Raw genomic sequence first — 20675 nt, forward strand, 5'->3', positions numbered from 1 at the left:
CGGCTAAAAAGCGAAGCTGGCAGGCCAAATCAGGCTTGCCAGCTTTTTTTGCCTGTTAAGTTAGAGGGCTGCTGGATCGGCGATTAAGATGAATACCGTTGTTTCAGCACCACAGGCTTGTTATAACTGGCTGCGCGTTTGCTCCGGCGTAAAGAGACGGGGCAAAGTGAATAATAAAAGAGGGGATGAAGAGAGTGAATAAGTCACAGTTGATCGACAAAATCGCTGCAGAAGCGGACATTTCAAAAGCAGCAGCCGGACGTGTACTGGAGGCCTTTACCGAATCTGTTTCTGGCGCACTGAAAGAGGGCGACGAAGTAGCCCTGGTGGGTTTCGGTACTTTCTCTGTGCGCGAGCGCGCTGAGCGTGCCGGCCGTAATCCGCAGACCGGTAAAGAGATCACCATCCCGGCTGGCAAAGTACCGGGATTCCGCGCCGGTAAAGCGCTGAAAGACGCCGTTAATTAAGCCAGTCAGGATTAACCAGTGAAGCATTTTCTTCTCTGGATTGAGGACGAAAAAGCCGTTCTCATGTAACATACGGGCACATCATTACTGATGTGCCCTTTTTATTTGATGCGCAGCTTAAGCCAGTGGCTTCAGTCTCCGCATGGTTGCCAGCTGCCAGCCTGAACTGCAGCTGCACGATGATGGCATCGTGTCTGAGCTTTACATTCACACTACAGCGGAGTGTTGTCATACCATGATGGACAATTTACGCGCGGCGTCGAATCATGTCGTGCTCAAGGTTATTCTGGGATTGATTATCCTGTCCTTTGTGCTTACCGGGGTGGGCAACTACCTGATAGGTGGCAATGGCGATTACGCTGCGAAAGTTAACGGCCACGAAATCAGCCGGGCTGAGCTGGAGCAGGCGTTTAACAGCGAGCGCAATCGTCAGCAGCAGATGCTGGGCGATCAGTTCTCGCAGCTGGCGAGCAATGATGGGTATATCCAGCAGATGCGCCAGCAGGCGCTGTCACAGCTGGTGGATCAGGCGCTGCTGGATCAGTACATCAGCGAGCTGCATCTTGGCATCAGTGATGAGCAGGTAAAGCAGGCCATTTTTAACCAGAAAGCGTTTCAGACCAACGGCAAATTTGATAATGCCAAATATAACGGTCTGATCACCAGCATGGGCTTCTCAGCCGATCAATATGCAGAAGCGCTGCGCAAGCAGTTGCTTAATCAGCAGCTGATCAATGCCATCGCTAACACTGATTTTATGCTGAAAGATGAAACCACAAAGCTGACCGATTTAGTCTCGCAGCAGCGGGAAATTCGTCAGGCGGTGATTAACGTGGATGCGCTGGCAGCGAAGCAGACGGTTAATGACGATGAGATCGCGCAGTATTATCAGCAGCATCAGAACAGTTTTATGGCTCCGGAGCAGTTCCGCGTCAGCTACATCAAAATGGATGCAGCAGCGATGCAGCAGCCGGTCAGCGAAGCGGACATTCAGAGCTGGTACGATCAACACAAAGCGGACTATTCACAGCCCCAGCGCAGCCGTTACAGCATCATACAGACCAAAACTGAGGCGGAAGCCCGATCGGTACTGGATGCGCTGAAGCAGGGCGGGGACTTTGCCAGCCTGGCGAAAAGCAAATCTGCCGATCCTATCTCCGCGCGTAAAGGCGGTGATATGGGCTGGCTGGAGCCTGCAACCACGCCGGACGAGCTGAAAAACGCCGGCCTGACGCAGAAAGGCCAGCTTTCAGACGTGATCAAGTCCTCAGTAGGTTTCCTGGTGGTACGTCTGGATGATATCCAGCCGGAGCAGGTGAAGCCGCTGGCGCAGGTGCATGACGTTATTGCAGATAAAGTTAAGCAGGAGAAAGCGCTTGACGCGTTCTATAAGCTGCAGCAGAAAGTCAGTGAAGCCGCCAGCAATGACAATGAATCGCTGGCGGGTGCAGCCCAGGTATCGGGTCTTAAGGTCAGCGAAACAGGCTGGTTTACCCGTGATGATATGCCTGCCGACCTCGACTTTGACGCGGTTAAACAGGCGGTCTTCAGCGGCGGCTTAATTGGGCAGAACGGCGCGCCGGGCAATAACTCCGATATTATCAGCGTGGATGGCGATCGCGCGTTTGTGCTGCGCATCAGCGAACACAAACCGGAAGCGGTAAAACCGCTTGACCAGGTGAAGGTACAGGTGACCGACCGCATCAAACACGATAAGGCGACGCAGCAGGCTAAAGCGCAGGCAGATAAACTGCTGGCCGGGCTGAAAGCGGGCAAGAGTGAGGCGCTGAGCGCGGCAGGACTGACGCTGAGCAGCAGCAAAGTGGTTGATCGTAACGCACAGGATCCGGTCGCCCAGACCGCATTTTCACTGCCGCAGCCGGCAGAGAATAAACCGTCCTGGGGCGTAAGCGAAGATATGCAGGGCAACGTCGTGCTGGTCGCGCTGGATAAAGTCTCTGCCGGCAGCCTGCCGCAGAACCAGGTCGATGAGATGATCAAAGGCGTGACGCAGAACAATGCGCAGATCGCGTTTGAAGCGCTGCTTGAAAACCTGCGTAAAGAGGCGAAGATCAAATATGGGGCAGCGGCACAAACCCAGTAAGCCTCACAAAAACAGGTAATTCTCTGCAACAATCAAAGGCCGCTTCTGCGGCCTTTTCCATCTCTGCGCTTCGCCTTTTGCCGGACATCCTCTGCTGTGACACGCTGCTGATGCTGTCAAACACAAGGAGAAAAACAGCATGAACAAATCTACTTTTCACGCATTTTGTCTGACACTGGCGCTGGGCGGCGCACTCTGCGGCAGCACTCTTGCGCATGCGGCGGGAGAGCCCGCGGAAGCACAGGCGAAGCCGCCCGCATCGCTGACGGCCGGAGCGGTCAGCATCAACGACGCTACCGCGGAGCAGCTGGCGAGCGCCATGAATGGCATCGGATTGAAAAAAGCGCAGGCGATCGTCAGCTATCGCGAAGAGTATGGGCGCTTCACCGCGCTGGATCAGCTCAAAGAGGTACCCGGTATCGGCAGTGCGCTGGTAGAACGCAACAGCGATCGACTCAAACTGTGAAGCACTTCGCGATGCTGAAGTATCAGTAAGTCCCGGCAACAGGCTGTGCTATGCTCAACAGGTCCAACCAGTTAGCAATTTCAGCCTGTTCAGGAGCGTTGATGCAAACCACAATAAAAGTGCGCGGCTATCATCTGGATGTCTATCAGCACGTTAATAATGCGCGCTATCTCGAATTCCTGGAGGAGGCGCGCTGGCAGTGGCTGGAAGAAGCGGACGCCTTTAACTGGCTGATGGCGCAAAAACTGGCGTTCGTGGTGGTAAACATCAATATCAACTATCGCCGGCCTGCGGTTCTGGGCGATCGTCTGGTTATTGAAAGTGACGTGTCACAGCTCAGCGGCCGCAGCGGGATCATTGCACAGCGTGTGCTGCTTGCAGACGATCGCACTCTGGTGGCTGACGCTCTGCTGACGTTTGTCTGTATCGATTTACGGACGCAAAAAGCGGTGCCGCTGGAAGGAGAACTGCGCGAACGCCTGGCCGCTCTCATGGCCGGACGTTAAACCGTGGCGTCACTGCTGACGCCACGCCAGCGGCATGCTGACTCAGCGCAGGCCGCTTTTTTGCTTCATTGCCGTCATTATCGCGGCGGCATTGTTCTGATACTCCGCCAGCCCGCGGGCACGTAAATGACAGGCGGCGCAGGTTCCGCAGCCATCTCCTTTAATGCCGTTATAGCAGGTCAGCGTCTCTGTCCGCACCAGCGGCAGCTGCTGCCAGTAATCAGCAAGCGCCCAGGTCTCTGCTTTATTCAGCCACATCAGCGGCGTCTCAAAACGTATCTCGCGAGCCATGCCAAGGCTGACCGCGTGATTTAACGCTTTAACAAACTCATCGCGGCAGTCGGGATAGCCGGAGAAGTCGGTCTCGCAGACGCCGGTAATAACAGCTTCAGCTTCTACCTGATACGCGTAGACAGAAGCGAGCGTCAGAAACAGAATATTACGGCCCGGGACAAAGGTGCTGGGTAATCCGCTGGCATCAGCCTCATAGGCCGGTACCGGAATGTTATCGCGCGTCAGGCTGCTTATCGCCAGTTCGTTAAGCAGGGTGACATCCAGTACTTTATGCGCGCGCGCGCCCAGTTTACGTGCCAGCTCCGCCGCCACTTCGATCTCTTCGCGGTGGCGCTGGCCATAATCGAAGGTGACGCAGTGAACTTCATCATAGTGCTGCAGAGCCTGAATCAGGCAGGTGGTGGAGTCTTGTCCACCACTAAAAACGACAACGGCGCGTTTCATTAACTTATCTCTCCTGGTGTGGTCTCTTATGGTACTGCGTCAGCGCCGGAGTGAACAGGGCTGAAGGCTGGCGGCGGGATCCACGCCCGGGTAAAGTCAAACCAGCCCAGTGAAGTCAGCCGCACACCTTCAACGCCCGCTGGTGCCAGTACCTGATAACGGTATTGAACAGCGGCAGCAGATAACCTTCGCTCATCAGCGTATGGAAAAGTTGCTGAACGGCGGACGAGCGTACGCTGTCGTCTGGCTCACGGGCGATCTGCTGAAGCGACTGACGAAAGCTGTCGCGCAGCGGCTGCCACAACCTGTCCTGCTCCAGCCAGTTCAGCAGGGTAAACTGCGGCGCGTCACCGATCAGCCGGTCGCCCATAATAATATCCGCTGCGGTGAGATCCTGCGCGTGGCCCCAGCTTTTTACCTCATGAAAGACGCAGCTCAGCTCACAGCCGTGTGAAGCCAGCAGCGTGACCAGCGCCTCCGCCATCACGTGCAGTTCAACCGGCAGATGGTAATGCAGGGTCAGTCGGGCGGGCAGGGCAACGGGGTCCGCCCCGGTCTGCGGAACCGGCCAGCCGGGCAGCAGCGAGTGACTCGGCGTAATCAATCCTTCTGCCAGCGGCAGCTGGCGGATCACATCGCTGCGCTGGATCAGCGCAATCAGCGTCCGGGCCTGAGCCGTACTGAAACGCAGCGAGGGGCGGGTCGCCAGATAGCAGAAGCCGCGGCTGATACTGCGGTCTACCGGCCGCAGCTGCTGCAGTTCGTCAGCATTGCCAATCGCAATCTGTACCGGATGCCGGCAGCTGTTGCCCTGTTCCGGCATAAACAGGGCAGGCGTGATCCAGTATTCAATACGCTGGATCAGCGCGCGCTGCAGATGCCAGCGCGCATAGCTCTCCAGCCGCAGCAGGGTCGGGGTAAACTGCACCAGCTGCCAGGGACCGCTGCCGGTTTGCGGGCTGTCGGGGTGCGGCAGCAGACAAAATTGATGAGCCAGCCGCTGCGGCAGCCAGTAGTCGGGCCGATGCAGCCGGATACGCAGCGTGAGCGGATGCGGCGCGTCAATCTGCGCCACGCTGGCAAGCAGCGCGCGGCCGTCGGGGCTGCGGATAATCTGCTGCAGGACCGCTGCCAGCTGCGCGGCATACAGCGGCTCGCCGTTATGCCAGCTGAGCTGCGGACGCAGCCAGAAGCTCCAGTTCAGTCCGCTGCTGTCATGCTGCCAGTGGTGCGCCAGATCGCCGCTGACGCGGTTGTTTTCTACGCGCGTCAGGCCAGAGAAAATCTGCCGGGCCAGATGCTGCTCAGCGCGACCGAGAGGCTGCAGGGGGGCCGGGAACGCGAGGGTACGATAATAAGGAATGCGCAGCACCGGCATACGATCCTGCCAGTGCCCGCCCATCAGTGGCTGCAGCAGCTGCAGCAGGCGTTCCGGCGGCAGATCAAGCGTCTGCAGCATCTGGATCGGTTCGCCCGCCAGTAGCTGGCGGTTAAGCAGCTGCTGGCGCAGCGTCTCCGGTGCGATCAGAAACTGCAGTTCACCCTGCTTACCGCGCCCCGGCTGGCTGCTCCAGCGGATCCAGCCCGCCTGCTGCCATTTTTTCAGCAGAGTACGCGCATGACGTTCGCTGCAGAAACAGCGCTGAGCCAGCATGGCAACGCTTAGTCGCTGCGTCTCTCCCTGGCTGGCGTGCCACAGCCGCTGAAACTGGCTGACACGATGAAGTTCACGCATAGTTAAACCCGGAACAGTTTTCAAAAAGTATTCACTATTCGTTCCGTAATTACCAGGCGATAGTAAAAGCATCCCCTGACAGGAGAACAGGCATGGCTCGTCTTGCAGCATTTGATATGGACGGCACGCTGCTGCTGCCCACGCATCAGTTAGGTAAAGAGACGCTGGAAACCCTGCATGCGCTGCAGCAGCGCAATGTGATTCTGGCTTTTGCCACCGGTCGCCATCTGCTGGATATGCAGGTGATCCGTACACAGATCACGCTGCCTGCCTGGCTGATAACCGGTAACGGCACGCGTATTCACGACCCGCAGGGCAACCAGCTGTATGGCTGCGATCTGCCAGCGGACGTCGCAGAGCAGGTCATGCGAACCCGCTGGGAAACGCCAGCCTCCATTCACCTGTTTACCGACGAGGGCTGGTTTACTGATAAGCCACTGCCTGGCGCGCTGGAGGCGCACTCGCTGAGCGGATTTAGCTATCAGCTGTGCGATCTGCAGCAGATGTCAGGAAATAACATCACCAAAATCTGTTTTATCGCACCCCACGAGATGCTGCTGGCGCTGCAGGAAGAGCTGCAGCAGGCGCTGGGCGCGCGTGCCACTATCTGTTTTTCCGCCTGGGACTGTCTTGAGGTTCTGCCGACAGGTTGCCATAAAGGCGCGGCGCTGGCGCGACTGTGCGAACATCTCGATCTGCCGCTGGCGGAGTGTATGGCCTTTGGTGATGCGATGAACGATCGCGAGATGCTGGAGCAGGTAGGTAAAGGCTTTGTTATGGGCAACGCGATGCATCAGCTTAAAGCCGCGCTGCCGCATTTGCCGGTTATCGGCCATTGCGAGACACAGGCGGTGTCTCACTATTTAAATCACTGGCTGACCACGCCCCACCTTGATTACTCCCCCCGGGGCTGAGTCTTGCCGTGAGCCGGACCGGATGTCCGGTTTTTTTATTGCAGCGCCTGCAGCCAGGGCTGAATATCGCCAATCTGCGCCGCAACCCACGCCGGGTTGTAATAGGTGTCAGGATAGCGTTCACCGCTGTCGCAGAGCAGCGTAACCAGCGCGCCCCGTTCACCGCTGGCGCGCATGCGTTTCGCCACCTGCATCATGCCCCAGAAGTTGGTGCCGGTTGAAGCGCCGGGGCGCCGCCCGAGGATCTGTTCCAGCCGCAGCATAGCCGCCAGCGTGGCGCCATCGGGGACTTTGATCATCTCATCAATCACGTCGGGCAGAAAAGAGGGTTCGACGCGCGGGCGACCGATTCCTTCAATCAGGCTGCCGCGTGCATTGCGCAAACTGCTGTCCCGGCTGTGCCAGTAGTCAAAAAATACCGAATGCTGCGGGTCAGTAACCAGCAGGCGGGTGGAGTAGCCCTGATAGCGAATATAGCGGCCCAGCGTGGCGGAAGTGCCGCCGGTGCCGGCGCTCATGATCAGCGTATGCGGCACCGGAAACGGCTCATGCGCCATCTGCCGGAAAATACTTTCAGCAATATTATTATTGCCGCGCCAGTCCGTCGCGCGCTCGGCATAGGTAAACTGATCCATAAAGTGGCCGTTGAGTTCACGCGCCAGCCGCTCAGACTCCGCGTAGAGCTGGCACGGATCAGCCACAAAATGGCACTCTCCGCCATAAAAACGGATCATCTCAATTTTGCGCTTTGCGGTACTGACCGGCATAACCGCGATAAACGGCAGGCCGAGCAGCCGGGCAAAGTAGGCTTCCGATACGGCAGTACTGCCGGATGACGCTTCAATAATCGGGGTTTTTTCACCGATCCAGCCATTAGCCAGTCCATACAGAAACAGCGAACGCGCAAGGCGATGTTTCAGGCTGCCGCTGGGGTGCGTGCTCTCATCTTTGAGATAGAAAAAGATGCCCGGGAAATCGTCCAGCGTAAAGCGGATCAGGTGTGTGTCAGCCGAGCGCTGGATATCAGCGTTGATCTCATTAATGGCGTGGCGGATCCAGGGGGGTTGCATGGCGATTCTCTCCGGTTTTCATTGCCGCCAGTGTACGGCACGGGCAGGAAAAAGAGGTTGCTAAAACCAGGGTATAATCGGCTTTTTAGAGAAAAATATTCTCCGGTGAGGCGTGATGATAGATAAAGTTGACCGTAAGCTGCTCGCCCTTTTGCAGAAGGATTGCACGCTATCGCTGCAGGCGCTGGCAGAGGCGGTCAATCTGACCACCACGCCCTGCTGGAAGCGCCTGAAAAAACTTGAAGATGACGGTATCATCCGGGCGCGCGTAGCGCTGCTGGATGGTGAAAAACTCGGTCTGTCACTGACCGCGTTTATGCTGATCAAAACGCAGCAGCACAGCAGCGAATGGTTCAGACAGTTTGTCGCCGTGGTTGAGCCAATGCCGGAAGTCATGGCGTTCTACCGTATGGCCGGTGAGTATGACTATCTGCTGCGAATACAGGTTGCGGATATGAAGAGCTACGACGCGTTTTATAAGCGGCTGGTGAATGGCGTGCCGGGCCTGATAGATGTCACCTCCAGCTTTGCGATGGAAGAGATTAAATATTCAACCGCGCTGCCCGTTGTGCCCTGAAGCGTAAATAAAGAGAGAGATTGTGCGATTATTCAGCCAGCTTAGTTGGTATTTCCTGCGTGAGTGGCGCCGCTATGCCGGTGCTGTCTGCCTGCTTATTATCATCGCTTTACTGCAGCTGATCCCGCCGCATCTGGTCGGCGTAATTGTCGATGGCGTCACGCAGCAGCGGCTCTCTGCCGGGCAGATTATGATGTGGATCGGCGTTATGTTGCTGACCGCCGTTATCGTTTATCTGCTGCGCTATGTCTGGCGCGTGCTGCTGTTTGGCGCCTCGTATCAGCTGGCGGTAGAGCTGCGCGAGGACTTTTATCGTCAGCTAAGCCGGCAGCATCCTGCGTTCTATCTGCGCCATCGCACCGGCGATCTCATCGCGCGCGCAACGAATGATGTCGACCGCGTTGTGTTTGCAGCGGGAGAGGGAGTGCTGACGCTGGTGGACTCCCTGGTCATGGGGCTGGTAGTGCTGGCGGTCATGAGTACGCAGATAAGCTGGCAGCTGACGCTGCTGGCGCTGATCCCGATGCCCTTTATGGCGCTGGCGATCCAGCGGGATGGTTCCCGGCTGCATCAGCGTTTTAAAGTTGCGCAGGCGGCGTTCTCCAGCCTTAACGATCAGACGCAGGAGAGCCTGACCAGCATCCGTATGATCAAAGCATTTGGACTGGAAGATCACCAGTCGCAGCAGTTTGCTGACATCGCCAGCGATACCGGACGTAAAAATCTGCATGTTGCGCGGGTGGATGCGCGATTTGATCCCATTATTTACGTCGCCGTTGGCTTCTCCAACCTGCTGGCGATCGCAGGCGGCGGCTGGATGGTATGGCACGGTATCCTGACGCTGGGCCAGCTCACCAGTTTTGTGATGTATCTGGGGCTGATGATCTGGCCGATGCTGGCGCTGGCGTGGATGATCAACATCGTGGAGCGCGGCAGTGCGGCCTGGAGCCGTATTCGCGCGCTGCTGGCTGAAGCGCCGGCAGTGGCTGACGGTACCCTGACGTTACCGCCTGAGCCGGCTGTGCTGCAGCTCGCCATTGACGCCTTTCACTACCCGGGGACAGAAAATGCCGTACTGCAGGATATTCACGCGCAGCTGCAGCCAGGGCAGATGCTGGGATTATGTGGCCCGACCGGCTGCGGTAAAAGCACGCTGCTCAGCCTCATCCAGCGCACTTCGACATCGTTCGGGGAGAGATCCGCTACGGCGAGCTGCCGCTGGCGCAGCTGCAGCTGGACAGCTGGCGCAGCCGCCTGGCGGTAGTGAGCCAGACGCCGTTTCTGTTTTCTGACAGCGTGGCAAACAATCTGGCGCTGGGTCGTCCCGACGCCACGCAGCAGCAGATTGAGCAGGCGGCAAGAATGGCCTGCGTGCATGAGGATATTCTGCGCCTGCCGCAGGGCTATGAGACAGAGGTCGGAGAGCGTGGGGTCATGCTTTCGGGCGGACAGAAGCAGCGTATCGCGATTGCCCGTGCGCTGCTGCTGGAGGCGGAGATCCTGATTCTGGATGATGCGCTCTCTGCGGTAGATGGACGTACTGAACATGACATCCTGCATAACCTGCGCATCTGGGGAGAGAACCGTACGCTGATTATCAGCGCGCACCGTCTCTCGGCGTTAACGGAAGCGAGTGAAATTCTGGTGCTGCAGCAGGGGCGCGTTGCGCAGCGAGGCGATCATGACCAGCTGGCGGCGCAGCCGGGCTGGTACCGCGATATGTACCGCTATCAGCAGCTGGAAGCGGCGCTGGATGATGAGAGTGAAAACAAAGATGAAACCGCAACAGGAGCGCAGCATGGCTAAGTCGCAGCGGCTGTGGCCGACGCTGAAACGGCTGCTGGCATACGGAAAACCCTGGCGCCGCTCGCTGTGGCTGGCAACCGGTATGCTCTGGCTGGCGGCGGCGGCCGAGGTGACCGGCCCGGTGCTGGTCAGCTATTTTATCGATCGCCTGATCGCCAGACATCAGATGCCGTGGGGCATCGTGGCGGGATTACTGGTGAGTTTTATTCTGCTGCAGCTTATGGCGGCGGCGCTGCACTATTTTCAGGCGCTGCTGTTTAACCGTGCGGCAATCGGAGTGGTGCAGCAGCTGCGCGTTGATGTCATGAACGCGGCGCTGCGCCAGCCGCTGAGCGCGTTCGACACCCAGCCGGTGGGGCAGATTATTTCGCGCGTCACCAATGACACCGAGGTTATTAAAGATCTCTATGTCACCGTAGTCGCCACCGTGCTGCGCAGCGCCGCGCTGATTGGCGCGATGCTGGTCGCCATGTTTTCGCTCGACTGGCGTATGGCGCTGGTGGCGCTGGTTATTTTCCCGCTGGTGCTGACCGTGATGCTTATTTATCAGCGTTACAGTACCCCGATTGCCCGTCGGGTTCGCAGCTATCTGGCAGATATCAATAACGGCTTTAACGAAGTGATCAACGGCATGAGCGTGATCCAGCAGTTCCGGCAGCAGGCGCGTTTTGGGGCCCGCATGAGCGAAGCGAGTCGCGCCCATTATATGGCGCGCATGCAGACGCTGCGGCTGGACGGATTTCTGCTGCGTCCGCTGCTGAGCCTCTTTTCTGCACTGATTTTGTGCGGCCTGTTACTGCTATTCAGTTTTGCTTCACCCGGCGCATTTGAAGTCGGCGTGCTTTATGCCTTTATCACCTACCTGGGCCGGCTGAATGAGCCGCTGATCGAACTGACGACGCAGCAGTCGATGCTGCAGCAGGCGGTGGTATCGGGTGAGCGCATCTTTGAACTGGTTGATGCGCATCAGCAGGGGTATGGCAGCGAAAGTGCTCCGCTGCGTTCCGGAGAAATTGCGCTGCACGACGTCAGTTTCGCCTATCGCGACGATCGCGACGTGCTGAGCAATATCTCCTTTACCGTGCCGTCACGGGGCTTCGTTGCGCTGGTCGGGCATACCGGCAGCGGCAAGAGCACGCTGGCAAACCTGCTGATGGGTTACTATCCGGTAAAGCACGGATCGATTGTGCTGGACGGGCGTCCGGTCTCTTCGCTCTCGCACGATGCGCTGCGCACCGGCATTGCCATGGTGCAGCAGGATCCGGTGGTGCTGGCCGATACGCTGCTGGCTAACGTACAGCTGGGGCGGGCGATCCCTGAAGAGCGGGTGTGGCAGGCGCTGGAGAGCGTGCAGCTCGCTACGCTGGCCCGTGCGCTGCCGGACGGTATCCATACGCGACTGGGAGAGCAGGGCAATACGCTTTCGGTCGGGCAGAAACAGCTGCTGGCGCTGGCTCGCGTGCTGGTCGCGCCGCCGCAGATCCTGATCCTCGATGAAGCTACCGCGAACATCGATTCCGGCACCGAGCAGGCGATTCAGCAGGCGCTGCGCACCCTGCGCCAGCACAGCACGCTGGTGGTCATTGCGCACCGGCTCTCGACGATTATGGAGGCGGAACAAATCCTGGTGTTACATCGCGGCCATATTGCCGAGCGCGGTACGCATACAGAGCTACTGGCGCAGCAGGGGCGCTACTGGCAGATGTATCAGCTGCAGCAGGCTGGCGAGCAGCTGGCGGCCGGCGCATCCGCCTGAGTTGCACCTTTTTTGTTCATCCTGACCCGTTCTTTTCTCGCTTCTGCACCTCTTTGACGCCCTGAGCACCAAAGAGGTGCAGCCCCCCGTACCGTTCTTTCTCTCCGGCAATGCCGCCCCGCGCTGAGCCTGTACCGCCGCCGCGTTAAACCGCGTTTTGCACTTCTGGCACACCCTTTGCTTTAACCACTGCGTATACATCGCGCAGTTGTGTTTAATCCGGAGGGGACGTATGAAGCTGGTTACCGTGGTAATCAAACCATTCAAGCTGGAGGATGTCCGTGAGGCACTATCCTCCATTGGCATTCAGGGGCTGACGGTATCTGAAGTTAAAGGGTTCGGCCGTCAGAAAGGACATGCCGAACTCTATCGCGGGGCCGAGTACAGCGTTAACTTCCTGCCAAAAGTAAAAATCGATATCGCGATTGCAGATGACCAGCTGGATGAAGTGGTTGATGTCATCAGTAAAGCGGCCTACACCGGCAAAATTGGCGATGGCAAAATCTTCGTTGCTGAGCTGCAGCGGGTGATCCGTATCCGTACCGGTGAAACTGACGAAGCGGCGCTCTGATCCGGATTCTGACTTGAGATGGGATGAAAAAAATGAAAAAAATGATGATGAAACTGGGCCTTGCCAGCCTGGCGCTGTTACCCACTCTGACGCTGGCTGCTGCCCCTGCGGTCGCAGATAAAGCGGACAACGCCTTTATGATGATTTGTACCGCGCTGGTACTTTTTATGACAATTCCCGGCATCGCGCTGTTTTATGGCGGCCTGATCCGCGGTAAAAATGTCTTGTCCATGCTCACACAGGTTGCCGTAACCTTTGCCCTGGTCTGCGTATTGTGGGTTGTGTATGGCTACTCGTTAGCCTTTAGCGAAGGCAACGCCTTTTTCGGCAACTTCCAGTGGGTGATGCTGAAAAACATCGAGCTGAAAGCCGTTATGGGCAGCTTTTATCAATATATTCACGTCGCGTTCCAGGCGTCGTTTGCCTGTATTACCGTCGGATTGATCGTGGGCGCGCTGGCTGAGCGTATTCGCTTCTCAGCGGTGCTGATTTTCGTCGGCGTCTGGCTGACGCTCTCCTATCTGCCGATTGCGCATATGGTGTGGGGCGGCGGTTATCTGGCACAGGATGGCGCGCTGGACTTTGCCGGCGGCACCGTGGTGCATATCAACGCCGCTGTCGCGGGACTGGTGGGCGCGTATCTGGTCGGAAAGCGTGCCGGTTTTGGCAAAGAGGCGTTTAAACCGCATAACCTGCCGATGGTGTTTCTCGGTACGGCCATTCTCTACGTCGGCTGGTTTGGCTTTAACGCCGGTTCAGCGTCATCGGCGAACGAAATTGCTGCGCTGGCGTTTGTGAACACCGTTGTCGCTACCGCCGGTGCGGTGCTCTCCTGGGTCTTTGGTGAGTGGGCGCTGCGCGGTAAGCCTTCGCTGCTGGGTGCCTGCTCCGGCTTTATCGCCGGCCTGGTCGCCATTACGCCAGCCTGTGGCTACGTGGGCGTTGGCGGCGCACTGATCATCGGTCTGGCGGGCGGACTCGCGGGCATCTGGGGCGTTACGACGCTGAAAAGATGGCTGCGCGTCGATGATCCCTGCGATGTGTTTGGCGTGCACGGCGTGTGCGGCATCCTCGGCTGCATCCTGACCGGCGTCTTCGCCTCCAGCTCACTGGGTGGCGTTGGCTATGCGGAAGGCGTCACTATGGGGCATCAGGTCTGGGTCCAGATATTCAGCTGTATCGTTACCGTAGTCTGGTCCGGCGTGGTGGCCTTTATCGGCTTCAAGCTGGCGGATGTGATTGTCGGCCTGCGCGTACCGGAAGAGCAGGAGCGTGAAGGTCTGGATGTAAACAGCCACGGCGAAAACGCATATAACCAGTAAGCTAAAAATGAAGAAAAGGGGCGACCAGGTCGCCCCTTTTTTTATGCGTCGCGCTGACGCATAACACCTTCCTGTACCGTGGTCGCCACCAGCGTACCCTCCTGCGTATAGAACTCGCCGCGTACAAAGCCGCGCGCGCCAGAGGCAGACGTGCTCACCACGCTGTAAAGCAGCCATTCTGAGAGATCGAACGGGCGGTGAAACCACATCGAGTGATCGATCGTGGCCACCTGCATATCCGCTTCCAGGAACCCTTTGCCGTGCGGCTGCAGCGCCACCGGCAAAAAGTTAAGGTCGGAGGCGTAGCCCAGCACATATTGATGGATGCGACGATCGGCAGGCATCTGGCCATTGGCGCGCACCCAGACCTGGCGCACCGGCTCAGCCACGTGGCCCTTAAGCGGGTTGTGGATCTGAACCGGGCGGATATCCAGCGGTCGCTCAGCGAGAAACTTCTCTTTGAGCTTCAGCGGCAGGTGCGCGGCGAGTTTTTGCGCCAGATCGCGTTCAGAGGGCAGTTCATCCGGACCCGGTACCGGGGGCATGCTGTTCTGATGCTCAAACCCGGTTTCAGGCGCCTGAAATGAGGCGGTCATATAGAAAATAGGCTGACCATTCTGGACTGCGCTGACGCGGCGCGCGCTGAAGCTTTTACCGTCGCGCAGCGTTTCAACATCGTAAATAATCGCTTTATGGCTGTCGCCGGGACGCAGAAAATAGCTATGAAATGAATGAATAATGCGATCTTCCGGCACCGTCTGTTTAGCAGCATAGAGCGCCTGACCCACCACCTGACCGCCAAACACCTGACGCAGACCGAGATCTTCACTCTGCCCGCGGAACAGGCCTTCTTCCAGTTTTTCCAGATTTAATAGCGTAAGCAGGTTAGTCAGCGCCTGGCTCATAATCATGTCCTCATCAGCAGATATGGCGCAAGTGTGAAAGATCCGACCAGTTTGCGCAACGGATTTGCGCTGATTTCTGATGACGGGCGACGCGCCAGGCGCAATGCGGATTTCTGTGCCAGAATTAAGAGCAATCGGCGGTTGAAATGCCAGCTAAAAAATTAACCGCCGACAATCATAGTGTTCATAAGGAGACGACATCGATGAAACTTTGGCAGGTTATTAGCGGTATGACACTGGCGGCGGCGATTACAGGGTGTGCTGACCACAGCAAACCGGTTCCGACGCCTACGCTTGGCTCGGCGGTTGCCAGCCAGCAGTCGGCCATCAAGCAGCCTAACGTAAGCGGTTCTGTTTATATCCGTCAGCGCATCGCGCTGCCGCCGGATGCAGTACTGACCGTTACGCTGGCAGATGCGTCGCTGGCGGACGCGCCTTCTAAAGTGCTGGCACAGCGTGCCGTGCGTACCGAAGGCAAACAGTCACCGTTCCAGTTTATTCTGCCCTTTAATCCGGCAGACATTAAGCCAGACGCGCGCATTCTGCTGAGCGCAGCCATCACTATGGATGGCAAACTGGCGTTTGTTACGGACACGGTAAAGCCAGTGATCAATCAGGGCGGCACCAAAGCTGAACTGCTGCTGGTGCCGGTTGCCAATCGCGCAATGCCGACGCAGCCGGGTGCCGCTACCACGGTTCCGTCGACGTCGCCTACTCAGGTAACGCCATCGGCTTCAGTACCGGCGCCGACCAGCCTGTAATCTGCAGCATCAGCAGGCCCGTTGCGGGCCTGCTGATTAAATTTCCCAGCGATAGCGTGCCATATCAATCCCGCCTTCCTCACTGACAACGACGCCTTCAGCCTCCAGCGCATCGCGCTGACGCAGCAGATCGTCACCCTGCAGGGAAATCTGTCCGTAACGGTTAACAACGCGATGCCAGGGCAGCGTGCTTTCCGGCGGCAGGCGACGCAGTACACCGCCGACCTGACGCGCAGCGCGCGGTGAACCGGCGAGTAAGGCGATATCACCGTAGGTGGTTACCTGACCGCGCGGTATTGCGGCCACAATGTGCCACACGCGTGCGGCAAAATTCAGAGAATCATTCATTATCGGGAGTAAGAAACAGAGGGAAACCAGAAGCAGGGTAGCTGACAGAGTACGCCTGTTCAAGAAAACAACGGTTGTCTGGCTCACCCTTGCAATTGCACAGGCGTTCGCTGATAATGCCCCCGCTCTCCGAAAAGAGAGCACTCAATGGAGGCCCTGTTGGTTCTCCCGCAACGCTAACTTGTGAACTCGGTCAGGTCCGGAAGGAAGCAGCCGCAGCAGGCGACGCGTGTGCCGGGATGTAGCTGGCAGGGCCTCCACCCATTTCGGGCCAGCAAATAGCCGCGCCTCTCCAGGATTTTACGGCACTCCCTTGCCTTATTCCGCTTCAGTCACTCAACAGCACTGCACGCTTTATCAGCGAACATATTTCCACACAGAGCCTGGCACTTTATCGTAAAGCTTGTTCATGGTCAGTTCAGCAAGGCGATGATCTGCTGCTGAATAGAATACTGCCAGTTCGCTATCCGGTAATTCATACTTATTTTTTTCGATGACCCGTTCAAGGGTATCAATTGAACGACAACGACGCAGACGCATCAAATAGTCGGTCTTGGTCAGGGTTTGATTGCTCATGAAAAAAATCTTCTCACTCTGATGCTAAAAGGAATGGCTCGGTTGCTGAAGATAAGCACACTCTTCGGCGAAAATATTAAATAAGCGTTTAGCGGATCGCTGCCAGCGCTGAAGATCCTTTGCATTGATACTGTAACTGCTAAAAAGCATAAAGGTATCATCAAGATATTCATCGATTTGAGAAATCAGCGACTCGTCTTCGGTATGCTTAATTTTGTAATTCATTGTGAAAGAGGCGATATGCTCAATAAAATCGTTGAGCTGTAAATTAGCAGAGGAGGCAGGGTCGTTAACCCAGTCGCGATGATTTTCACTCAGGGTAGCCATACTCTCGTCATACAGGTTTTCACATAAGAATTTAAGCTGGGCAATATCATGCCGTTTCGGTGAGTATTCGTCCATCTTTTTCCCTCCATAGCGAGCACAGGAGCCGCAACGCGGCGAGATTTAAAAGAGCTACCAGGGAGCGATCACGAATAAAAATAATTCAGCGACCTGTTAAATGTAATCCACAATCATTAGTTTTGCTCACCTCAATTACCAAATATTACAATTCATCAGCAGGGGAGAGGCGCGTATTGTCAATCACATCAAACACCAGCGCACCGGGCTTTATGTGGAACATAACTTCTTCATGTCGGGTAAAGGTTTCGTTCAAATCGAGGCAGGGATTAAATAAATCCCAGGAAAATTCATAAAGCATTTTAAAACTATCTGGATTAATGGTTTTAATAGATAGCACCTGAAAACTTTCAGGAACTAATTGAGCACTTTGCGAATACCAGTCTAACTCTCCGGCCAGCGCTTCAGCTATTTTAAGAATATTCCCCTGGATGACGCTGCGAAGTTTGTCACAGTCATGTTCATCTGCCGCAACGTCCACATTAATAATAGCCTGCATAGCGTATTCCGTAAAAAAAGATCGTACCGCTATCATTGAGTCTTGCTGGTTGTAATGCAAGCAGGCGATTAACGCTACCAGCGATTATTGCGATGGGTGATGCCACTGGCGATCTGCCCGGTGCACGGACGATCAATTTTTGAAACACTTCTCTGCACGCGCGTCACCGCTAAATCCAGTAGCATATTGTTATGTTATAACATAATGGTGGGCGCGATGCGCAACAGCGGTCTGTTACTTTCCGTCGGCAGTCGTCTGATGGTTGTCATGATACTTATTACTCTGCTAATGCTCTGCGTCTTCTGGGGCACCACGGCATGATCCACTTTAATCAGCTCCAGGTTGGCTATCGCGGGCAGGCGATAACCGCGATCCCCGACGGAAAACTGGCTGCCGGCAGTATGACCGCGCTGACCGGCGCAAACGGCAGCGGCAAGTCAACCCTGCTGAAAACGCTGGCTGGCGTAATTGCACCGGTCTCCGGCTCCTGCCCGATCGGCGTGCCCGCCAGCGCTATTGGCTGGCTGCCACAGCGTAGCGAACTGGAGACGCGTTTTCCGCTTACGGTGTATGAACTGGTTGCCACCGGCTGCTGGCCGCGCTGCGGCTGGTTTGGCGGCATTAACCGGGCGCTGCGCAGAGAGATCGACGCCGCGCTGGACGCCGTACAGATGCGGGCGTTTGCTGATGCGCAGCCTGCCACGCTCTCTGGCGGCCAGCTGCAGCGGGTCCTTTTTGCCCGGCTTCTGATGCAGCAGAGCCGGGTCTGGCTGCTGGATGAACCTTTCAGCGCTATCGATGCATCCACCACTACTCTGCTGATGGCGCTGCTCCGGCAGCAGCAGCAGAAGGGCACGACGCTGCTGGTGGTCCTGCACGACAGGCCGCTGGTCAGCCGCTACTTCAGCGCAGAATTGTCGCTGGACCACTCGCCAGAGAGTGTGCAGGTGACGTCATGACGCTGCTGCAGCCTTTTATCGAATTTGGCTTTATGCGTCGCGCGCTGGTGGCCTGTGTTGCGCTGGCGCTGAGCGCCACTCCGCTGGGCGTATTTCTGTCACTGCGCCGGATGAGCCTGATAGGCGATGCGCTATCGCATGCGATCTTGCCGGGTGCAGCGGTTGGCTACCTGCTCTCAGGTCTGTCGCTGGTGGCAATGGGCGCAGGCGGACTGCTGGCGGGGCTGGTGGTGGCGCTGCTCTCCGGTGCCGTCAGTCGTTACACCCCGTTAAAAGAGGATGCCAGCTTTTCCGGATTTTATCTTGGCTCGCTGGCGCTGGGGGTCACGCTGGTTTCGCTGCGCGGCTCCAGTGTGGATCTGCTGCACGTGCTGTTTGGTTCACTGCTGGCAGTCGACACTCGTGCGCTGGTTCTGGTTGCCGCTATCGCCACGTTCACGCTGCTGACGCTGGCGCTGATTTTCCGCCCGCTGGTCATTGACGCCTTCGATCCCGACTTTTTGCGGGTGCAGAACCGCTGGAGCGCACCGCTGGTACAGGGGCTTTTTCTGCTGCTGGTCGTACTGAACCTGGTTGCTGGCTTTCAGATTCTGGGAACGCTGATGTCCGTCGGGCTGATGATGCTGCCCGCTACCAGCGCCCGCTTCTGGAGCCGTCGGCTCACCCCATTGCTGTTTATCGCTATGCTGCTGGCAATCGCTGCTGCGCTAAGCGGGCTGATGCTCTCCTGGTACTACTCACTGCCTGCCGGACCAGCCGTGGTGCTGAGTGCCGCCGGGCTGTTTCTGCTCTCTGTTCTGACAGGGCCATGCGGCGGCGTGCTGCGTCGTCGTTAATATACTGATAAGGGGATACAAATGAAGTTTATTGCACTGAGCCTGATAACCAGCGCGATGCTGGTCAGCCCGTTTACGCAGGCCGGTACTATCAACACGGTAGCCAGTTTTACCGTGCTGGCCGATATCGTAAAACAGGTTGGCGGCGATCATGTGCGTGTCACCTCGCTGGTCGGGCCGGATGGCGATCCGCATACCTTTGAGCCTTCGCCACAGGATAGCCAGGCGCTGGCGCAGGCCAGCGTGGTGTTTGTCAGCGGTCTCGGTCTGGAAGGGTGGATGGATCGGCTGATAACGGCTTCAGGCTATCGCGGCGATGTGGTGGTGGCATCGAGCGGCATCAGCACGCGTACCATGGAAGAGGAGGGCAGTACCGTTACCGATCCGCACGCCTGGAACAATCTGCAGAACGGTGAAATTTATGCGCGTAACGTAATGCAGGCGTTGATAAAAGCCGATCCGCAGGACGCCGCCGACATCCGGCGCAGCGGCGAGCGCTACATTCAGCAGCTGCAGCAGCTCGACAGCTGGGCTAAATCTGCATTTGACGCCGTGCCGCGCAGCGCGCGCAAAGTGCTGACCAGCCACGACGCCTTTGGCTACTTCGGACAGCGTTATGGCGTTACCTTCCTGGCACCGGTCGGCTTTTCCACGGAAGCAGAAGCCAGCGCCAGCGACGTTGCGCAGATTATTAAGCAGCTCAGGCGTGAGCATATTCACCGCTACTTTATTGAAAATCAGACCGACCCGCGCCTGGTTAAACAGATAGCCAGTGAATCGGGGGCGCAGCCCGGCGGCGAACTCTATCCGGAGGCGCTCTCCGCTGCTGGCGGTCCGGCTGCGACCTATACGGCAGCATTTCGGCATAACGCGGAAGCGATGCTGAAAAGCATGCAATAAAAAAGGCCGGGGAGCATCCCGGCCAAACTCTCACAACGCATTAACGCTTTTTCTTTCTTCCCTGAACCGCTTTGAAACGTGGATTGGATTTGCAAATCACATAAATACGGCCTTTACGTCGTACCACTTTGCAATCCCGGTGGCGGGTTTTAGCCGACCGAAGTGAACTCAAGACCTGCATCGTACTGCTCCTTTATTTGGTGCGCGTCAGGAAGCTGCCAAAGCGCTTGTTGAAGCGCGCCGCGCTGCCCTCTTTGGCGAACTCTTTTTGTTTGCCGGTATAATAAACGTGCGATTTGGAGGAGACATCCAGCGTCACGTAGGGCAGAACCTCGCCTTCAAACTCGATGGTGCGTTCAGTTTTAATGGTTGATCCCACTTTAAAATACTCATCAGCGGTAGTGTCATGGAACAGAACCGGACGATAGTGCGGATGGATATCAGGCTTCATATGACG

General features: G+C 57.0%; 22 protein-coding genes, 1 other RNA gene and 2 pseudogenes. 15 read left to right on the top strand and 10 right to left on the bottom strand.

The window, feature by feature from the left end; translation table 11 throughout:
• Window positions 1-194: 194 nt before the first annotated feature.
• The 4 genes from hupB to HA43_RS09170 all read left to right on the top strand — a co-directional run bounded on the left by hupB (window position 195) and on the right by HA43_RS09170 (window position 3543).
• Window positions 195-467, top strand: coding sequence for a nucleoid-associated protein HU-beta (hupB, locus tag HA43_RS09155; RefSeq protein WP_039382989.1), 273 nt, complete (start codon window positions 195-197; stop codon window positions 465-467).
• Window positions 468-702: 235 nt separating this feature from the next.
• Window positions 703-2571 carry a peptidylprolyl isomerase gene (gene ppiD, locus HA43_RS09160; RefSeq protein ID WP_094111515.1) on the top strand — a complete coding sequence of 623 codons (1869 nt, stop codon included), beginning with the start codon at window positions 703-705 and terminating at the stop codon, window positions 2569-2571.
• 139 nt (window positions 2572-2710) lie between these two features.
• Window positions 2711-3037 (top strand): ComEA family DNA-binding protein, encoded by a 327-nt coding sequence (locus tag HA43_RS09165; protein ID WP_094111501.1) that lies wholly within the window; start codon window positions 2711-2713, stop codon window positions 3035-3037.
• A gap of 101 nt (window positions 3038-3138) precedes the next feature.
• Complete coding sequence (locus tag HA43_RS09170) at window positions 3139-3543, top strand: acyl-CoA thioesterase (protein ID WP_094111502.1); 405 nt, start codon at window positions 3139-3141, stop codon at window positions 3541-3543.
• Between the two features lie 42 nt (window positions 3544-3585).
• Here HA43_RS09170 and queC read toward each other — a convergent pair whose 3' ends face one another.
• Both queC and HA43_RS09180 read right to left on the bottom strand, forming a co-directional pair.
• A complete protein-coding gene (queC, locus tag HA43_RS09175) occupies window positions 3586-4281 on the bottom strand; it encodes a 7-cyano-7-deazaguanine synthase QueC (RefSeq protein ID WP_094111503.1) in 696 nt (231 codons plus the stop codon).
• A gap of 26 nt (window positions 4282-4307) precedes the next feature.
• Window positions 4308-6016 (bottom strand): annotated as a pseudogene (locus HA43_RS09180) (SgrR family transcriptional regulator).
• 92 nt (window positions 6017-6108) lie between these two features.
• Here HA43_RS09180 and cof point away from each other — a divergent pair.
• A complete protein-coding gene (cof, locus tag HA43_RS09185; protein WP_094111504.1) occupies window positions 6109-6930 on the top strand; it encodes an HMP-PP phosphatase in 822 nt (273 codons plus the stop codon).
• A gap of 35 nt (window positions 6931-6965) precedes the next feature.
• Here cof and HA43_RS09190 read toward each other — a convergent pair whose 3' ends face one another.
• The gene (locus tag HA43_RS09190) at window positions 6966-8000 is read right to left on the bottom strand and encodes a PLP-dependent cysteine synthase family protein (RefSeq protein WP_094111505.1); all 1035 of its coding nucleotides are present in this window, start codon (window positions 7998-8000) and stop codon (window positions 6966-6968) included.
• A 115-nt stretch (window positions 8001-8115) separates the two neighbouring features.
• Here HA43_RS09190 and HA43_RS09195 point away from each other — a divergent pair, with 115 nt between their 5' ends.
• The 5 genes and pseudogenes from HA43_RS09195 to amtB all read left to right on the top strand — a co-directional run bounded on the left by HA43_RS09195 (window position 8116) and on the right by amtB (window position 14032).
• On the top strand, window positions 8116-8577 hold the full coding sequence (locus HA43_RS09195) for an Lrp/AsnC family transcriptional regulator (protein WP_039382996.1): 462 nt from the start codon (window positions 8116-8118) through the stop codon (window positions 8575-8577).
• Window positions 8578-8599: 22 nt separating this feature from the next.
• Window positions 8600-10383 (top strand): annotated as a pseudogene (locus HA43_RS09200) (SmdA family multidrug ABC transporter permease/ATP-binding protein).
• On the top strand, window positions 10376-12139 hold the full coding sequence (locus HA43_RS09205) for a SmdB family multidrug efflux ABC transporter permease/ATP-binding protein (RefSeq protein WP_039382998.1): 1764 nt from the start codon (window positions 10376-10378) through the stop codon (window positions 12137-12139). The pseudogene HA43_RS09200 and the gene HA43_RS09205 overlap by 8 nt, the downstream one beginning before the upstream one ends.
• Window positions 12140-12371: 232 nt before the next feature.
• Window positions 12372-12710, top strand: coding sequence for a P-II family nitrogen regulator (gene glnK / locus HA43_RS09210; RefSeq protein ID WP_003850469.1), 339 nt, complete (start codon window positions 12372-12374; stop codon window positions 12708-12710).
• A 32-nt stretch (window positions 12711-12742) separates the two neighbouring features.
• Window positions 12743-14032, top strand: coding sequence for an ammonium transporter AmtB (amtB, locus tag HA43_RS09215; protein ID WP_071669033.1), 1290 nt, complete (start codon window positions 12743-12745; stop codon window positions 14030-14032).
• 41 nt (window positions 14033-14073) lie between these two features.
• Here the strand turns inward: amtB and tesB are convergent, their stop codons facing one another.
• The gene (tesB, locus tag HA43_RS09220; protein WP_039382999.1) at window positions 14074-14937 is read right to left on the bottom strand and encodes an acyl-CoA thioesterase II; all 864 of its coding nucleotides are present in this window, start codon (window positions 14935-14937) and stop codon (window positions 14074-14076) included.
• A 203-nt stretch (window positions 14938-15140) separates the two neighbouring features.
• Here tesB and HA43_RS09225 point away from each other — a divergent pair, with 203 nt between their 5' ends.
• Window positions 15141-15698 carry a YbaY family lipoprotein gene (locus tag HA43_RS09225; protein ID WP_039383000.1) on the top strand — a complete coding sequence of 186 codons (558 nt, stop codon included), beginning with the start codon at window positions 15141-15143 and terminating at the stop codon, window positions 15696-15698.
• A gap of 36 nt (window positions 15699-15734) precedes the next feature.
• On the opposite strand, the gene HA43_RS09230 is transcribed toward HA43_RS09225, so the two are convergent.
• The gene (locus tag HA43_RS09230) at window positions 15735-16046 is read right to left on the bottom strand and encodes an MGMT family protein (protein WP_039383001.1); all 312 of its coding nucleotides are present in this window, start codon (window positions 16044-16046) and stop codon (window positions 15735-15737) included.
• 157 nt (window positions 16047-16203) lie between these two features.
• On the opposite strand from HA43_RS09230, the gene ffs reads away from it, so the two are divergent.
• An RNA gene (gene ffs, locus HA43_RS09235) (signal recognition particle sRNA small type) lies at window positions 16204-16300 on the top strand.
• Window positions 16301-16403: 103 nt separating this feature from the next.
• Here ffs and HA43_RS09240 read toward each other — a convergent pair.
• The 3 genes from HA43_RS09240 to HA43_RS09250 all read right to left on the bottom strand — a co-directional run bounded on the left by HA43_RS09240 (window position 16404) and on the right by HA43_RS09250 (window position 17523).
• Window positions 16404-16622, bottom strand: a complete 219-nt coding sequence (locus HA43_RS09240; RefSeq protein ID WP_039383002.1) for an HHA domain-containing protein — start codon at window positions 16620-16622, stop codon at window positions 16404-16406.
• Between the two features lie 24 nt (window positions 16623-16646).
• Window positions 16647-17024 (bottom strand): Hha toxicity modulator TomB, encoded by a 378-nt coding sequence (gene tomB, locus HA43_RS09245; RefSeq protein WP_039383003.1) that lies wholly within the window; start codon window positions 17022-17024, stop codon window positions 16647-16649.
• A 145-nt stretch (window positions 17025-17169) separates the two neighbouring features.
• On the bottom strand, window positions 17170-17523 hold the full coding sequence (locus HA43_RS09250; protein ID WP_039385744.1) for a hypothetical protein: 354 nt from the start codon (window positions 17521-17523) through the stop codon (window positions 17170-17172).
• Window positions 17524-17840: 317 nt separating this feature from the next.
• Between HA43_RS09250 and HA43_RS09255 the strand changes: the two genes are divergently transcribed.
• From HA43_RS09255 to HA43_RS09265, 3 genes are read left to right on the top strand one after another with little or no spacing between them, the layout of a single operon-like run.
• Window positions 17841-18482: a metal ABC transporter ATP-binding protein gene (locus HA43_RS09255; RefSeq protein WP_094111506.1), complete on the top strand. Its 642-nt coding sequence runs from the start codon at window positions 17841-17843 to the stop codon at window positions 18480-18482.
• The gene (locus HA43_RS09260) at window positions 18479-19318 is read left to right on the top strand and encodes a metal ABC transporter permease (protein WP_094111507.1); all 840 of its coding nucleotides are present in this window, start codon (window positions 18479-18481) and stop codon (window positions 19316-19318) included. Before HA43_RS09255 ends, HA43_RS09260 begins: the two co-directional genes overlap by 4 nt.
• Before the next feature lie 21 nt (window positions 19319-19339).
• Window positions 19340-20218: a metal ABC transporter substrate-binding protein gene (locus HA43_RS09265; protein ID WP_094111508.1), complete on the top strand. Its 879-nt coding sequence runs from the start codon at window positions 19340-19342 to the stop codon at window positions 20216-20218.
• A gap of 40 nt (window positions 20219-20258) precedes the next feature.
• On the opposite strand, the gene ykgO is transcribed toward HA43_RS09265, so the two are convergent.
• Together ykgO and HA43_RS09275 are read right to left on the bottom strand one after the other, a co-directional pair.
• Complete coding sequence (gene ykgO, locus HA43_RS09270; protein ID WP_094111509.1) at window positions 20259-20399, bottom strand: type B 50S ribosomal protein L36; 141 nt, start codon at window positions 20397-20399, stop codon at window positions 20259-20261.
• Between the two features lie 12 nt (window positions 20400-20411).
• Complete coding sequence (locus tag HA43_RS09275) at window positions 20412-20669, bottom strand: type B 50S ribosomal protein L31 (protein WP_039383008.1); 258 nt, start codon at window positions 20667-20669, stop codon at window positions 20412-20414.
• Window positions 20670-20675: the final 6 nt, after the last annotated feature.

Source organism: Pantoea eucrina (assembly GCF_002095385.1).
GTDB lineage: Bacteria > Pseudomonadota > Gammaproteobacteria > Enterobacterales > Enterobacteriaceae > Pantoea > Pantoea eucrina.